The organism is Methanobacterium lacus (assembly GCF_000191585.1).
Classification (GTDB): domain Archaea; phylum Methanobacteriota; class Methanobacteria; order Methanobacteriales; family Methanobacteriaceae; genus Methanobacterium_B; species Methanobacterium_B lacus.
Map to the genome: position 1 here is coordinate 1,023,676 of NC_015216.1, position 16,722 is coordinate 1,040,397.

Genomic DNA, 16,722 nt, shown 5'->3' on the forward strand with positions numbered 1-16,722 from the left:
AGTATTTTCACCCTAAGTCTGGAATGAAGTTGTTTGTTAAATGATTCATTTAATACATTTTAACTGTATTTGAGAGTATAAGTATTATTTAAATCAATATCGGAAGCTTTTTATATTAATTCCTACAAGGTATTTATGATCACAACAATATGAGTTATAGTATTACTAAATTCGTTGAGATCAGTTTTTAGGTAATAATTAAATTTGACAGCCATATTCCTACTGCATTTAGATGTGGGGATCAAAAGCTAAAAACCAGCATGATCCCTACAGCAAAACAAGTTAATATAGGGCAAAATAAATCATTTTTCGCTCAAATGTACCTAATCTGCCCTATATTTTATATTTTTTTAGATACATTAAATAAATACTTTTTTACCCTCTTAGACACTTAGAATTCTTAGAATCTTAAAAAAAAAAAATAATTTAAAAAATAGTAGGACTGTTCATAAAAATGGAAGGAACAGTCTGTAGGCCAGTCCACCCACTATCAAAGCGGTTACTATGTTTGCAAGAGCGATGGTTGTGGTGGCCTTAGCACCAAATTCCTTGAGTAGCACAGTTAACGTTGCCAAGCATGGTAAGAACAACATACTCACAAGGGCAAGTATAACAAACTGTATAGGTGTTAGAACAGCTGCCAAGTTGGTGCCGAAGATTGCTACAAGCATAAGAAGTACAAATTCTTTCCTAACAGCACCAAATATTAACACGACTCCTGCAATTACAGGCAATCCTAACCAGAAGACAGTTATTGGTGCAAGTGCATTTGCTATTGGAGTTAAGAATCCTAAAGCGTACAAGGCTTGAATTGCAGCACTCCCAATTATGTACACTGGAAATACAACGTATATCAATGATTTTGTTCTCGACCAAGTTTGTTTAGCTGCTACCGAAATCGATGGCACCTTGAAGGTGTGCATTTCCATGATTAGTCCTGATGCTTCACCTGGAACAACTTTGTAAGCCAATCTTCCCAACACAAACATCACGAGCAGGTCAATTCCATACAATGCAATGGCCCACCAGATATTTACGTATACTGCAACCAGTCCTAAAATAACTATAGTTCTTGCAGCACAAGGTGCGAATGTGATGGCAAATGCAGCTAAAAGCCTTTCACGTCTGGTTTCAAGTATTCTGGTACTTTCTATTGCCGGAACATTACAACCATAACCCAGAATCATGGGTATTAGGGCCTTTCCATGCAGACCAATTTTATGCATGGCACTGTCCATCATGAATGCAACCCTGGTTAAGATTCCCGAGTTTTCAATCAGGCTTAACATCATATAAAATGGAATTACAAATGGGAGAACTAAAGTTACTCCTGCAACAATACCTCCAAATGCTCCATTCCACAAAATACTGGTTAAAGTACCTGATGTTTGAGGATCTACCGGCTGGAAAAAGCTGAAAGCGTTGGACAGTAATCCTGAAAGGAAATCACCCACCACAAATGTCCAGAGTAACAGTCCTCCTATTACCAGGGCAGATACTATGTATCCAAACACCCTATGGGTTACTAATCTATCTAGTTTTTCAGCAAAGGTTATTTTTATTTTACTTTCAAGTTGTGCTCCAAATGCAAATTGATTTGCTAGGAAATATCTTTCTGAGGCAATGACAGAAAATGAAGGTTCGTTGTGTATTTCTTCAATTTCCCTTGCAAGAGCGTAGGCATGATTCACAACTTCCCTTGATTGAGCTTCAACAAGCTTTCGAATCTCCGGATCATTCTCTAGGAGTTTAATTGCTACCCATCGGGATGGATATCCTAGATCAAGATTTTTATTGTCTATATCTTCGGTGATCTTTTCTATTCTGTTTTCTACCTCTGCACCGTACTTAAGGGTGTGGGTGTCTGTAACTGTTTTTTGACCTGCAGTTTCAATTGCAGTTTCCATTAATTCATGGAGTCCTTCACCCCTAATTGCCACTGTTGAAACAACTGGTACTCCCAAAGCCTTTGAAAGTTTGTCAGTGTCTATGATGATTCCCTTTTGTTTTGCTAGATCTATTTGGTTGACACATACTATGAGTGGCACATTCATTTCCTTTAATTGGATTGTAAAGAACAGGTTTCTCTCTAGTACTGATGCATCAACGACATTAATAACCACATCAGGTTTTTCAAAGGCTATGTATTCCCTTGAAACAATCTCTTCCATAGAATAGGTTGAGAATGAGTATATACCTGGAAGATCAATAACTTCAATGCATTTGCTTTCAAAAAGTAGCTTTCCAACGGCTCTTTCAACAGTTTTACCGGGCCAATTTCCTATTATTTGGTTGGATCCTGTTAGTTCGTTGAATACAACACTTTTTCCTACATTGGCATTTCCTGCCAATGCAATGGTGTAATCAATTTTTTGAGGGGTGTCTCCTTCTTTTTCTTGTTTTTTTGATCTTTTAAACCTTTTTGGCTTTGGGGATCTTTCGTCGGTGTCTTTGCTCATATAAATTCCTTCAATTATTCCACTAGTTCAACAAAGACATTACATGCTATGTCACGGCCAATTGCGAGTTTTGAACCCCTAATTGCTACTTCCACGGGTCCGCTTAATGGTGCTATTTTTACCACGCTTATAAATGCACCTATTGTGATTCCCATATCTAAAAGTCTTCTTATGACTTTGTAATCGCCACGAATGAAGGAAACTTTGCCCTTTTGATGATCTTTAAGATCCATTATTGGGATGAGATTTTCATTTCTTTTTCCAACTTCGTTCACTTCTTCTTCCCTACGGTTCATGCATTCATCACATGATGTGAATTTAAGATCACATGCTGGAATAACACTGTCACCTGGACATTTGTCCGGATATTCCAGTACTTGGCACATGGCCCTTTCGGCTTCGTCTGAAAGTGAATGTTCCATTTCACAAGCTTGATCATGCAGTAGGTTATCCTTAAGCTTTAATATATCATGTAAAAATCTTTCGAGTAGTCTGTGTTTTCTAGTAACCTTTTGTGCGGTTTTCAATCCTTTGTCTGTCAATCTAACTCCTTTGTATTGTGAATATTTAACGTATTCCAATTTATCTAGTTTTTTTAGCATTTCTGAAACACTTGCTTGTGTTATTCCAAGATCCTTAGAAATTTTGGAAGTTTTAACATCCTCATCCTTTTGGCTTAGCTTGTAAATGGTCTCGAGATATTCTTCGATGTTTGCACTTAACTTTTTATTCTCTGACATTTAGGTTCACCTAAACTAATTATACTACACAATTGTACATCCATACTTATAAAGTTTAGGTTTACCTAAAATTTTTGCAAGGATTTTTATTGATACCTCCGGAAAAAATAACTCCTTATCTAAGAATAAAATGAGTAAATCAAATAGTTAACATCAATACAAATAAATAAACGGAAATAACACATTTAAATAGATTTTAAGGAAAATTGGATATTTGAAGAAGAAAGTATTTTTTTAAGTATTATTAAACCCCCGAACTAGAATTAATGGCAGTAACTTATACCATTTTAAAGAGTTGAAACTAAAAAATAGATGATTATAAAAGTTTTCAAGTTATATTAAGCTTATGGTACCAGATCCTATGTTGGATGATCTTAAATCCATTACAACATCCCAAGTTTTCGAAAGATATTCTTCCTCTATTAACGGTATCTCTAGTGTTGAAGCAAAGAAAAGATTGGAAGAGTATGGATTCAACGAAATAACTGAGATTAAAAGGGGACATATAAAAAAATTTTTAGGATACTTCTGGGGACCCATACCCTGGATGATAGAAGTTGCTCTTTTACTGTCCATAGTAATACAGCACTGGGAAGAATTCAGTATAATTTTACTTTTACTACTTATAAACGGTGCAGTAGGATTTTGGCAAGAAGACAGGGCAGACAATGCAATAGAACTGTTGAAGGAAAAATTAGCCTTTGATGCTCAAGTCAAGCGTGATGGTAAATGGCAAAAAATACCATCAAAAGAGCTTGTTCCGGGAGATATTGTAAAAATACACTTAGGAGATATAGTTCCTGCAGATATCAAACTCTTCGAAGGAGACTACGTCACAGCAGATGAGTCCTCAATAACTGGAGAATCATTACCGGTAGATAAGGCAGTAGGAGACATTTGTTATTCTGGTTCAATTATTCAGAAGGGACAAATGCATGGAATAGTGTTTTCAACAGGAATGAACACATTCTTTGGAAGGGCAGCTGGACTGATAGCAAAGACCCCCAATAAAAGCCACCTAGAACAAGCTGTTATTAAAATTGGGGACTACCTCATAATTTTAGATGCCATAATGGTTATACTCATTTTTATTGCAGGCATACTTCGTAATCAGGGATTCTTTGATATATTGGGATTTGCACTAGTACTTACAATAGCATCTATACCAGTTGCACAACCCGCTGTACTGTCTGTCACAATGACAGTTGGTGCAATGGCTCTCGCGAAAAAAAAGGCTATTGTAAGCAAGCTTGCAGCTATTGAGGAAATGGCAGGTATGGATATATTATTTTCTGATAAAACAGGCACACTCACAAAGAACAAAATATCAATAGCAGAAATATCACCCTACAACAGCTACACAAAGGATGATGTTATTTTCTACGCTGGCTTAGCATCCATGAGGGAAGAACTGGACCCGATCGACACAACAGTACTTGAAACCATAAAAAAATCAGAAAAACTCGACGAAAAATTGAGGGGATACAAAACCCTAAGCTTCAACCCATTTGACCCTGTACGTAAAAGTACACAATCAAAGGTTGAATCAACAACTGGAAAAATATTTAAGGTGTCAAAGGGAGCACCGCAAGTAATTGTTGACTTAGTTACTGAGGAAGAAATACTTCAAATGAAGGTATTACGTCAGATAGATCACTTTGCATCTAAAGGATATCGTGCTATTGGTGTTGCTGCAACTGATATCAATGATAAATGGCATTTAATAGGCCTTATTGCACTCTATGATCCTCCGAGGAAAAGTTCAAAGGAAACGATAGAAGCCGCAAAATCAATGGGAATAGAAGTCAAAATGGTGACAGGAGATCACATTGCAATTGCAAAGGAGATTGCAGGTGAGTTGGATCTTGAAACCAATATTAAACTCCCAAGATCATTTTTAGATTTACCTGATGATGAAGCAGCAGAAGTTATAGAAAAATCCAGTGGATTTGCCGAGGTTTTTCCAGAGCATAAGTACAGAATAGTCGAACTTCTCCAGGAAGAGGGCAAGATAATTGGGATGACAGGAGACGGTGTTAACGATGCTCCAGCACTTAAAAAAGCAGATGCGGGAATTGCATTATCTGGAGCAACTGATGCTGCTAAATCTGCAGCTGATATTGTACTAACCAAACCTGGACTTTCTGTGATCATCAATGCTATTAAAGAAAGCTATAAAATATTCCATAGAATGAAGAGCTACTCAATATACAGGGTAGCTGAAACCATACGAATTTTAATTTTCACAGCATTAGTAATAATCCTGTTTGATTTTTATCCAGTTACGGCACTTATGCTGGTTTTAATTGCATTATTAGATGATATACCAGTCATGACCATAGCCTATGACAGGACTGAATCAGTTAACAGTCCACAGAAATGGGATATGTCCAGTGTGATTGGACTTGCAACTTTCCTAGGTGCTTTGGGTGTAGTTTCATCATTTTTCCTTTTTTACATTGGAAAGGTGATGTTAAATCTTGATGCCGGTGTGATCCAATCGTTGATATTTTTAAAACTGGTTGTGGCAGGACATTTGACCATGTTTGTCACGAGGAACACAGGACATTTCTGGTCTGTTAAACCCAGTGGAATATTTTTCTGCTCAGTGATCTTAACTGATTTGTTTGCAACTTTACTGGTTGTTTATGGATGGTTTTTAACACCAATAGGCTGGCAATTAGCCTTATTTGTATGGGTTTACTCCCTAGCTGCATTTGTACTTGAAGATTACCTAAAAATCTTTTATTACAAATATATGGAGAACCATAAGGAGGGCTTATTTAAAAAAATTTTAGCTACAACACTATTGGCCAAAAAATGATAATGAGACTTTAAATGAAAATAAAAATAGATAATGTAGGTTTTTAGTTTCTAAAAAATTAAAATCTCTTCAGTATGGTAACATGGGCCTTGACATTGTTTGTTACAAATCCAAAGGATTTAACACCCTTATCGTAGGTGATGTTACCTTCAAAGCAACTGGTTTTTAAATTTCCAAATTTATTTTTTTTAATAACATTGTTACCATAGCTTTCAGGGAGTTGTCCATTTGCTCCCTCAATTTTAAGTGCAAACACCTTTATCTCCGCAACATTGGTTGTGTCAGATATCTTAGTCACATTTGTGATACTGACCTTTAGATTATCATCACTTGAAACAGTTACGAAATGGATCTGTGTTCCATCTCCCCCAATATCGGCTTCTTTAACCAGTGTTACAGGACCATTTTCGACATGGGAACTTGAAGGAATAATTATTAAAATTACAAGACCAATCAGAACTATCCCTAAAATTATAGAAATCATTTTTTTCATACTAAATTAACCTCATTGCTAATTTTGGTTTAAAAATCTTTGATTAATTATAAAAGTATAATATCAAGCATATAATCCCATTTAAAAGTTTATATATTTAAATATTCTTGTTTAAATGTGGATATTTCTCATTCATGTAAATCTTATCTAATTGGATCTTTTCTTTCCCTATCCTACATTTAAAGCAGATTTGCAGGTTAAACAGGTTAAGTGGTGTTGATCTAAGATATAAATTGGAATTATTTAAAATCAAATGATATTAATAGGTATCAAAAGGATTATTATACCATAACGAACAAAATAATTGTATTAATGTCCCAGAAATAAATTATGGAGGAAGTGTTTTTTATGAAAAAGATATTGTTACCTACTGATGGTTCAGAGAATTCTGAGAAAGCTGGTGAATACGCCATATCTCTTGCAGATATTAGTGGTGCAGACATTTTAGTTTTAAATGTTATTGATACTTACTATCTAAATGCACTACCACAGCGAGACCTAAGAAAAAGCCTGGAAGAAGAACTAAGGGCAGATGGTAAGAAGGCTGTGGAAAATTTCAAGGCTAAACTTGAAGAAAGTCAGTGTGAGGGGTACTGTAAAAATATAAAGTTCCGTGTTCTTATTAAAGAAGGAAAACCTTCAGAAGTAATTCTTAAAACCATTGATGAAGAAGGTATTGATCAAGTTATAATGGGAAAATCAGGTAAACATGGAATTGAAGAATTTTTATTGGGACAGACAACAGAGAGGGTTGTCAGAGAATCCAAAGTACCTGTAAATGTTATTTCTTAAATTTACTATCTTGAGATTCAAACTTTATTATTTTTTTTTTTTTAGAATCAAAATTGTTAAAGAGCTACGTCAAAATTAAAACCCCTGTTAAATAAGGTGTACTTTAAAAATAAAAAATTTATACCATAAACTTGGTATGGTACTTGTTTTAATTGGTTTTTTATTTTCGAATTGAATTCTGGATTAATAATGCAACCAATAGTAGTATGGGCCAGATTTCTAGTCTGCCTATCCAGAAATCTATAATGAAAACAATCTTCACAACGAATGGTGATGTGGCTGTTATCAAGCCTGAACCTAACCCTACATTACTCAGTGCTGATGCTACTTCAAACAGGGTTTGTGAAACATTTGGATAATAGAACAGTACAATAATAACACTTACGAAGTAGATAACAAGATAACTAAATACAAACAAACCTGTTATCTTTAGAAGTTTTGTATCGATTTTAACATCATTTATATGGTGTATTTTTTTTGATATAACTGCGCTTTCTGGGAGGATTAATGATTTAATTTCCCACCACATACCTTTGATAAGAATACCTATTCTTATCCATTTAATTCCTCCCCCTGTTGAACATGCTCCGGCTCCCACTATCATGAGTAGGGTTAAAATAAATATTCCTAAACCTTCCCATTGGGAGGTGATGTCTGATGGTGTGGCAGTTTGAAGCCCTGTGGTTGTAAGGGCAGAAACTACTTGGAAAATGGAGTATCTTAATGAAATGAGCATATCATGGCCGTAAACTGAGGTGTTGAAGAGGAATATTGTACCGATTATTGTTCCAAGTATGATTAGTGGCCAGGATACACGTGTTTCGATGTCTTTGAAGTATTCTTTCCAGTTGCCCTTGAGTACTGTGTAGTGGAGTGCGAAGTTTGTTGCACCCATTATCATGATGATCATAGCGACTATTTCAATCCAGATGCTATGATAATAGCCTATGCTGGCGTTTTGCATTGCAAATCCTCCAGTTGAAAGGGCTGTGAAAGCATAGAATATTGAATCAAATATTGGCATTCCAGCTACGATAAATAATAATATTGAAACTGCGGTGTAAGCAAGGTAGATGTAGAGGATGATTCTTGTGGTATGTTTGATGCTCGGAACCAGTCTTTCGTCACGTCCCTCTGCAGAGTAAAGTCTCATTATACTCACGTTTGAAGAGGACAGTACAGTGAGTGCCATTACAATTATACCAATACCTCCCAGCCACTGCATAAATCCTTTCCAGAAGTCCATGGTGTACGATACTGTATCAAGGTTACTGTACATACTGAATCCTGTTGTTGTAAAACCTGACATTGCTTCGAAGTAACTGTTTAGATAACTTAGATCTCCTGATAAATAGAAGGGGAGGGCACCAATAGCAGATCCTATTAGCCATATGAGTGTGGAGAATAGCATTGCAACTTTAAGCGAGATTTCAGAGCCGCTGGAAAAACATTTGTACAGTACCACTCCAAACACCAAGCTGGTAATGGATGAATAAATAAATGGCAGAACATAGTGGGGTTCATGATAGATGAATGCTACTATGATTGGAACCAACATCACAATACCTAGAAGAACACTGATGTATCCGGTGTAATGTAGGAGGGAATAAATTTCTGATCTTCTAAATTTGCTCATGGAATGCATGAATTCACCTTATTATGTTATTTTTTGGTTTTAATCTGGATTCAAATACTATTTTATAAATTTTTTTACAACACTCTTTATAGATGGAGTTTTGATTAGAATAGAAATTTTATCTCCTTCTTCAATCGTTATGTTGGGCTCGGGCATTATTATTTCATAATTTGGAGGCTTGTAGATTGCACATATAACATAATTTTTATTAGGACTCATATCTCCAATTTTTTTGCCGATAACATCTTGGTTCTCAACAGGTATATCAATGAGCTCTGCATTGCCTTTACCAAGTACCACCATGTCTGCAATTTTTGGTCTTATTATGAGTTTTTCTAGGTACGAAGCAGCAGTGAGTTCTGGACTTACAGTGGCATTTATTCCCACCTTGTGGAATGCATCTTCATGGGCAGGATCACTAAGTCTTGCAATTAGCTTTTTAGGTTTAAATTCCTTAACAAGGATACATGCAAGTAAATTTGCCTCATCGTTACCTGTGGCTGCAACAAATGCATCTGCATCCGAAACATTTGCTTCATCTAGAATTTTGAGGTCAGTACCATTTCCACAGATTAAAAGGGCATCTAATTCGTTTGATGCATGGCTGCAGAGTTCAGGATCCTTTTCAATCATTGTAACGTCAAAACCGGCCCTTATAAGGGCATTAGCAAGATTTATTCCTACTCTCCCTGCTCCCATTATTACAACATACAAAATAATTCCTCCAAGCAGTTTAGTTAGTAAATAGTTTTAAAACATTACCAACAGCTTCTTTTTTGGTTAAAACTATTAATCTACAGTTTTTTGTGATTAAGGTACTGTCATTGACTATATTTACTTCTGATTTCTTTTTATCGTAGATACCGCATATGTAAAAATCATCTTGAGAGTTTAGTTCACCCACAGTCTTTCCAATTATCTTGGAATTGTTTACTTCAAGTTCTAATAATTCTCCATTGCCATGATCCACTATGAACAGATCTGCAACTTTGGGTTTTAGAACAAGCTTTTCTAGGTACCCTGCTTCGATGGTTTCAGGTACTACAACTGTGATAAAATCGTTAGAAACAAAAATAGGTTCATGTTGTGGTTCGTTTAATCTTGCAATAATCTTTTTAGCACCCAACTTTTTGGCCATTAAGGCTGCTAGAAGATTAGTTTCATCATTGCCTGTGGCAGCCACAAATGCATCGGCAACTGAAATTTCTGCATTTTTGAGTGTAATTGCATCGGTGGCATTTCCACACAAAACAAGTTCATCTATTTCTGATGATAGGAAGTTGCATTTTGTTTCATCCTTTTCAATCAAAGTTAAATCATGTCCATCAAAAATCAATTCTTTGGCCAGTTTCAGGCCTAGTCGGCCACCACCCATGATTATTACATACAAATAAATCCCTCTGACAGTTTGTTTAGATTATTAAGATATATTCAACCTATATTTTTTCTATAACTATTTATGAACCATTTATGATGGTTTTTTATGACCTAATAATGATCGTACTGATCCATATATAAATTTATCGATATTTGGATGCATAGAATCACTACATTTAATTAATACATAGAACTAAATCATTTGCTGATGAATCTAAAAAACTCGAAAAATCTTTTGATCATGGTCATTGCATTATTTGTAATAGCAGCTTCATTTATAACCTATTTCGTTCATGATTATTCAATTTACACAGATAAAACATTCACAAACTTTATTGATAGCTCGAATGATACCAATGTAATAGAATCAATAGACATCCAAAACAGCGTATTAACTGACTATGTAAATTCACTTTACAACTCTCAAGTTGATAGTATAGAATCTAAGTACAACTCTGGTACAATATCCCTGGAAGAAAAAAATAAACAGTTAAATGCAGTTTTAAAGAATCGAGACATGACAGTGCACACTATAAATAAAATTGACACTGCAAAAAAGGATGTTTTTGAAGGTAAAATCAACCAAAGCGATATTTTAATCAGGATAAATTCTTTTTCCAGTTTCAATTCAGATCTGAAAACCGAGATCAATGAAACCCTTAATGGATACTGATACATTAATGGGGTAGATTATTCTATCAAAAGAAACAGGAAATAAATATGAGTTTAATTGAATTAAGGAGATCAAAATGAGGATTATTGTCAATCCTTCTTTGGTTTGATCTTACCTGTAATTGCATCGCTTATAACATTTGAATGGCAGGGATCTGGATAACATGAACACAGAAGATTCAGATCTACACCAGTTTCATGAAGTTTTTTCAACTCGTTTATTCTTTTCCATTCCGGACTGTCTTCGTTTAACTTGGTAAGGTACGATTTATACTGATCCTTCAATTTTCTACGACAACCATGTGTGTAAGGATTTTCAAGCACAGAACCCTTTCCAACATATTCAACAAATTCTCCACCTTCATTTTCCCAAGTTTTTTTATTTCTAACCCTTATTGTCATTTAATTCCCCCTGTTGTCTTAATTGTCTAAATATCATCTTCATAACTTTCTTCCTTAAATTTAATGATAAATTTACTTCCCCTGGTTTTATCAAGGAATAATTTTCCATCAATCTGATCAGTTAAACTGTTAACAAGTCTTAATCCAAGTGAATCTGTGTTGTACAAATCAATATCTACGGGAAAACCTACACCATCATCTTCAACCACCAAAGTATAGTTGTCATCAGTTGAACAAAATTTAATCTTAATGTTTCCATTTCTTCCATCTGGAAATGCATGTTTCATCGAATTTGAAACCAACTCATTAACAATAAGTCCTAATGGTATGGCTGTGTTTATATCCACCATAACCGATTCTACATCCACGTTGAGCTTAATAAGGTTTTGATTTGAAATGTAGATTCTGTAAAGTTCGCCTGTTAATGTATTGATAAACTTTCCAAAGTCTATTCTTTTAAGGTCAGTGGACTGATAAAGGAGTTCATGGATGAGTGCCATTGATCTGGCCCTGTTTTGTGATTCTTTAAAAATATTTTTAGATGCCTCATCTTTAATATAACGAGATTGAAGACTTAAAAGACTTGATATGACCATTAAATTATTTTTCATGCGGTGATGAATTTCTTTTAGAAGCATTTCCTTTTCTTCTAAAGATTTTTGGACAGATTCTTCCGCTTTTTTCCTTACACTAATGTCGCTGAAGGTGATCAGCCATCCAATGTGTTGTTTTTTATTTTCAAGAGACGTTACCAGTGTGTCAAGCCATATTTTTTCGGGGTTTTCGATTTCAATTTCCTTTTTATTCTCTTGGGGAATTTTTTTGAGTGGGTATAGTTCCCTAAATTGGTTTACAGTTTCTTCAACATTTTTACCCTCAAAATTTGACTTTATTTTTAGTATTTCCTTAGCTGATTTGTTAATATCCACTATGCCCTTTTCAGAATCTATTACTAGTGCGCCACTTCCCATCTTGTTGAATAATTTTTTGTAGGCGATCGGTACAATATCTAGGAGTTTGTATTTGAAGATACTGTAGGCAACTAACACGCCAGATATTGTGAATGCAAATGGAGTAAGATCCAGGCCATTCACTGGACTGTACTTTGACAAGTAAATCACGTTGGCAACTATGGGAATCATGGTAGCCAACAGTATCATCAAGGCTTGTTTTTGAAATACTTTAGGATTTCGGATTATGGACTGAAGGAGCAAGAGAACTCCTACAACAAGCAATATATAGGTGTAAATCGCGTTGATGAAAAATCCAATACCTTTACCGTATATGAGTAATGCCATAGGATCGTTTGAGGTTGGTGTGATGCTGGGCCAGATCAACCCATACCATGGGTTGGTTGCAACTAATACCAGAATAAAAATTGGTACTATTGATATTAGGGCTGCAAATTTTTTATTGAGATACTTCTTGTTATCGGTGTAACTCATGGTGAACAATAGGAAAAATGGGCCTATGAAAACGATTCCAACGTAGCTCAATTGACTCCAGAGTATCTTAGTATCTATACCTGTTGATGCCATTTGCATGGCTTCGCAAATTGACCAAAGTGATACTGCACCCATCAAAAGTGAAAATAAATATGCATTTGGATTTAAACGTTTATTCCAACTGTAAAATGATATATAAAGTGTTACGGATGTTGATATCAGCAGCAGTATGGCATATATCCCATAAATTTCTGTCATATACAACTCCCAACTGGTCTAAAGAATTTGAAGACCCGAATAATTATCAAAGTTTTATGTTAACATGTTATTTGTAGTAATTCAATACAATACGATATATATTTTAGTCTTTTATCCTATTTTAATCTTTAGATTTCTGTACCATGTATTGCCGTGGATTTAAGTTGGTTAATTATATTTTAATAATTAATCTTAAAATAATCCGGAAAACTGACAATTAGGATGGTTAAATAAACACTCAAAAAAAAATTATTTGTTTTTTTGTATAATGAAACTCTTTTTTTTCCTAGATAATCCTGGAATTTTTTCAGTAGTTTACTGGAATAACTGATGCAAACAAAGAAAAAAACTTGTAATAATAAATTTGTGACTGCTTAGATCGTTTATAACGAATCTTCTGTGCCACATTCTTCTTCATGGGGACATACATGGACTGTTGCTATTTTAATTAGAGAAACATTGGTTAATATTTCATGTTCTACATTGTGGGCAATAACATGAGCTTCTTTAAGTTTCAGTTCTCCACTAAGTTCAATATGAAGTACTACTGAACAATAGGGGCCCATGGGATTTATTCTGATTCCGTGCACGCCCTTAACACCTGAAACTTTCATTGATTTGGATTCAATCTCTTTTATTATGTCGTTGGATGGTACTTTACCCATTAAAATATTTACATTATCAATACCCAGTTGAATAGCTGTTTTTATCACTATCAATGCTATAATAATAGCTACCAAAGGATCTAAAAAGGTGTAACCCAATTGGGAACCCAACACTCCTACAAATATGGCAATACATGAAAATATGTCCACCTTTTGATGCTGGCCATCGGCTATTATTGCAGGGCTATGTATCTTTTCTCCAGCACTTAGAAGATATTTGGTAAGAACAACATTAGTTAAAATTCCAACCAATGCCATACCTGCAGCTATTAGGTCTGGTGCAACCAATGCATTTCCTGAGATCAATTTAATGTAAACACCCGAAAGAATTTCGTAGGCCACAAAAACCAGAAAAACAACTATAACCAAACCTACCAATGGTTCTGCCCGCCCATGACCATACTGATGATCGTCATCTGCAGGTTTCATACCAATTTTAAAACCAACAAATGCTATTAACGATGTGAGGACATCGGACAACGTGTGTGCTGATTCTGCTATTAGTGCACTACTCCCAGATAATGTGCCTATAACAAAATTGAAAATTGTGAGAAAAATATTTCCAACTATGGCTACTGTTGATGCTTTTCTCCCAATTCGCTCACGAAGATCATCTTGATTTTCCAATAACATCACCATTCTAAATATTATTTCAATAATTTTAAAGGAAATATAGGATTACTGTACGATACTATTTATTATTTATTATAAATAAGTCATTGATTTTTTTATAATGAATTTTTAGGATTACTACAATCAGAATAATTAATAGGTTCAATGTAAATATTAATAATAAAGTTAAAATTAATGTGTTTTTGTAGGTGATGGAAATGTCTGAAAAGAATTTGAAACTGAAACCAAATGAAACAGCCACGGAAGAAAGTATTCTTGATGAAGAATCAGAAGTTGAAAATGAATTAACAACATCAGAACGTTCAATAAATGATATTTTATCAACATTAAAGGATAAACAAGAAGAATTTAGTCAAATGATCTCTGATTATTCAATATTTAATAAGAGAACTCTTGTGGATGTCATCGAATCAACAGATTCCATAACCATCATAGCAGATCTTCCAAGGTTGAAAAATCAGGATATAGAAATTGCCATCAGCGAAGACAGCGTAGATATATGCGCTGAAATGCAAGAGGAAAACACAGAAAATGTCAATTACATCCTCCGGGAGAGGAGTTACGGTAAAATACGCAGATCTATAAAGTTACCATCAAAGGTTGTGGCCAAAGATGCAGAGGGGACCTATAAAGATGCAGTGCTAACTATTAAATTGCCTAAAAAACAAAAAAACATTTTAAGATTGAAAATTGATTGATTTTACACGTTAATCCTTTTTAGGCGATAAAACTTCTACATTTTTTTAGTCATCCAGATATTCGCTGTAGGAAAGTTCTTTCAAGTTGTTTTCGATCTTCAGTCTAACCTTTTCGATGTTTTTGATGGTATCATCAAGATGTAAATCGTTTAATCTCATTAAATCTTCTTCCATCTCTGATAAGCTACTCATAAGTTTTGAAAACAATTTTTCAGAGACAACAACAACTTTTACTCCTTCTTCATATTCTTTGAGTTCTTTGGGTTGACATATCACTTTACACCCCTTCACGATACCAGATATTGGTTCAGGTTCCAAACTAACACCTCTAAATGTTTATTTTGAAATCAAATTTATTTGTTTGTTTACTACTATAAACTTTGTACTTCATTTTAGAAATGTGCTTTTAATTTAATATTTTGAATAAATAATTACTCATTCAATATTTTTATCAAACATTATATATGGTACAAAATAATATTTGTACCTATACTATTATGAATTATCATGAATATTTCATGATCTTTGGAAATTTTTCATGGTTTAAGTGGCATTTTGATCGAAGCATTAATCCATGTATATCTATATATAATAAACAGAGATTTGATACACATACTAATATTAATGTAGCATGTTGAGAATATATCGTATTTTTTAAAATACTTCATATTTATTGAAAAATCTTGCCAATAGGAGAAGACGTAAAAATGATGTCTGAAAAGTTTTACAAAAAATTAATGGAAATAACTAAGGTTATGGAAGAAAAAGGCGAAGGTATAAGCTACATTCATAACGAGGCTGAGAACTACACCATAGGTACTAAAAAATACAATGAAGAAATTGCCAAGTACTTAGATCAAACTGTTGGTACATGGGAAGGCAGTGAAGCTCATGTAAAAAAGAAGAAGGGTAAAAATAAGCAGGAAAAAGGTAAAAAAGTTGGATACCTTTGGAAAATACCAATTACAGAGAGTTAAAACTTTTTTTATCTCCCTTTATTTATCTCTTCTGAGTATAAATTTAGATATTAAATCCTATTTATAATTCGAATTAAATCATTTGTCTAAAAAAAATTAAATTTAGGGCCTGAAAATAAATAATTCAGTAAACAAACAGCCCTTCCAATTTTTTTCGTTCTATGGCATATTGGATTGCTCTGACTAAAAGTTTTCCATTGAATTCACCTTTAACCAGATAGTCTTGAGCTCCATATTTGATGGCTTGTATTCCTGTTTCTTCATTTGCTAGACCTGTTAAAATTATTGTGGGAATTTCAGGATGTTTCTTTAAAATAACGTTGAAAGAATCTAATCCATTGCTATCCGGCAGGCCAAGATCTAGTAATATCACATCGAAGCTGTTATTTTCCAACAATTCAACCCCACTTTTCAATCTGGGGGAATGAACGAGCTCAAATTGAGCATTTTCACTTTTTTCAAGCAATTTGAGTATTAATTGGTAATCTCCCCTATTATCTTCTATCATTAGGACTTTAATTGGTTCAATACTCATAGTACTACTCCTAAAATTATTTTAACAGTTAAACATGCTTAAAAAATTTAGTTCTAAAATTTTTTTACTACGTAATTAATTTAAATCAAACACTTTCAATTCTATGATGCATATTT

Annotated in this window: 16 protein-coding genes; 5 read left to right on the forward strand and 11 right to left on the reverse strand. The window is 34.2% G+C overall.

Annotated elements, in window-relative coordinates; translation table 11 throughout:
• Positions 1-446: 446 nt before the first annotated feature.
• Together feoB and METBO_RS05185 are read right to left on the reverse strand one after the other, a co-directional pair.
• Positions 447-2,459, reverse strand: a complete 2,013-nt coding sequence (gene feoB, locus METBO_RS05180) for a ferrous iron transport protein B (protein WP_013644627.1) — start codon at positions 2,457-2,459, stop codon at positions 447-449.
• Between the two features lie 14 nt (positions 2,460-2,473).
• Complete coding sequence (locus METBO_RS05185) at positions 2,474-3,199, reverse strand: metal-dependent transcriptional regulator (RefSeq protein ID WP_013644628.1); 726 nt, start codon at positions 3,197-3,199, stop codon at positions 2,474-2,476.
• Between the two features lie 346 nt (positions 3,200-3,545).
• On the opposite strand from METBO_RS05185, the gene METBO_RS05190 reads away from it, so the two are divergent.
• Positions 3,546-6,023 carry a plasma-membrane proton-efflux P-type ATPase gene (locus METBO_RS05190; RefSeq protein ID WP_013644629.1) on the forward strand — a complete coding sequence of 826 codons (2,478 nt, stop codon included), beginning with the start codon at positions 3,546-3,548 and terminating at the stop codon, positions 6,021-6,023.
• Between the two features lie 58 nt (positions 6,024-6,081).
• On the opposite strand, the gene METBO_RS05195 is transcribed toward METBO_RS05190, so the two are convergent.
• Complete coding sequence (locus METBO_RS05195; RefSeq protein WP_013644630.1) at positions 6,082-6,516, reverse strand: hypothetical protein; 435 nt, start codon at positions 6,514-6,516, stop codon at positions 6,082-6,084.
• Positions 6,517-6,864: 348 nt separating this feature from the next.
• On the opposite strand from METBO_RS05195, the gene METBO_RS05200 reads away from it, so the two are divergent.
• Complete coding sequence (locus METBO_RS05200; protein ID WP_013644631.1) at positions 6,865-7,308, forward strand: universal stress protein; 444 nt, start codon at positions 6,865-6,867, stop codon at positions 7,306-7,308.
• A gap of 160 nt (positions 7,309-7,468) precedes the next feature.
• On the opposite strand, the gene METBO_RS05205 is transcribed toward METBO_RS05200, so the two are convergent.
• The 3 genes from METBO_RS05205 to METBO_RS05215 are packed head-to-tail and all read right to left on the reverse strand — an operon-like array spanning position 7,469 to position 10,319.
• On the reverse strand, positions 7,469-8,953 hold the full coding sequence (locus tag METBO_RS05205) for a TrkH family potassium uptake protein (protein WP_013644632.1): 1,485 nt from the start codon (positions 8,951-8,953) through the stop codon (positions 7,469-7,471).
• A gap of 48 nt (positions 8,954-9,001) precedes the next feature.
• Positions 9,002-9,658: a potassium channel family protein gene (locus METBO_RS05210; RefSeq protein ID WP_013644633.1), complete on the reverse strand. Its 657-nt coding sequence runs from the start codon at positions 9,656-9,658 to the stop codon at positions 9,002-9,004.
• Between the two features lie 19 nt (positions 9,659-9,677).
• Entirely contained in the window at positions 9,678-10,319 is a 642-nt protein-coding gene (locus METBO_RS05215) for a potassium channel family protein (RefSeq protein ID WP_227717243.1), read from the reverse strand.
• A gap of 243 nt (positions 10,320-10,562) precedes the next feature.
• Between METBO_RS05215 and METBO_RS05220 the strand changes: the two genes are divergently transcribed.
• Positions 10,563-10,994, forward strand: a complete 432-nt coding sequence (locus METBO_RS05220) for a hypothetical protein (protein WP_048186367.1) — start codon at positions 10,563-10,565, stop codon at positions 10,992-10,994.
• 89 nt (positions 10,995-11,083) lie between these two features.
• On the opposite strand, the gene METBO_RS05225 is transcribed toward METBO_RS05220, so the two are convergent.
• The 3 genes from METBO_RS05225 to METBO_RS05235 form a co-directional block, all read right to left on the reverse strand.
• Positions 11,084-11,395: a DUF4326 domain-containing protein gene (locus METBO_RS05225; protein WP_013644636.1), complete on the reverse strand. Its 312-nt coding sequence runs from the start codon at positions 11,393-11,395 to the stop codon at positions 11,084-11,086.
• 26 nt (positions 11,396-11,421) lie between these two features.
• Positions 11,422-13,098 (reverse strand): histidine kinase N-terminal 7TM domain-containing protein, encoded by a 1,677-nt coding sequence (locus tag METBO_RS12965; RefSeq protein ID WP_013644637.1) that lies wholly within the window; start codon positions 13,096-13,098, stop codon positions 11,422-11,424.
• Between the two features lie 383 nt (positions 13,099-13,481).
• A complete protein-coding gene (locus METBO_RS05235) occupies positions 13,482-14,396 on the reverse strand; it encodes a cation diffusion facilitator family transporter (RefSeq protein ID WP_144017585.1) in 915 nt (304 codons plus the stop codon).
• A 197-nt stretch (positions 14,397-14,593) separates the two neighbouring features.
• On the opposite strand from METBO_RS05235, the gene METBO_RS12630 reads away from it, so the two are divergent.
• Complete coding sequence (locus tag METBO_RS12630; protein ID WP_013644639.1) at positions 14,594-15,094, forward strand: Hsp20/alpha crystallin family protein; 501 nt, start codon at positions 14,594-14,596, stop codon at positions 15,092-15,094.
• Between the two features lie 45 nt (positions 15,095-15,139).
• Here the strand turns inward: METBO_RS12630 and METBO_RS05245 are convergent, their stop codons facing one another.
• Positions 15,140-15,412, reverse strand: a complete 273-nt coding sequence (locus tag METBO_RS05245; RefSeq protein ID WP_013644640.1) for a hypothetical protein — start codon at positions 15,410-15,412, stop codon at positions 15,140-15,142.
• Positions 15,413-15,777: 365 nt separating this feature from the next.
• Between METBO_RS05245 and METBO_RS05250 the strand changes: the two genes are divergently transcribed.
• Complete coding sequence (locus METBO_RS05250; RefSeq protein ID WP_227717245.1) at positions 15,778-16,071, forward strand: hypothetical protein; 294 nt, start codon at positions 15,778-15,780, stop codon at positions 16,069-16,071.
• Between the two features lie 124 nt (positions 16,072-16,195).
• Here the strand turns inward: METBO_RS05250 and METBO_RS05255 are convergent, their stop codons facing one another.
• The gene (locus METBO_RS05255) at positions 16,196-16,606 is read right to left on the reverse strand and encodes a response regulator (protein ID WP_013644642.1); all 411 of its coding nucleotides are present in this window, start codon (positions 16,604-16,606) and stop codon (positions 16,196-16,198) included.
• Positions 16,607-16,722: the final 116 nt, after the last annotated feature.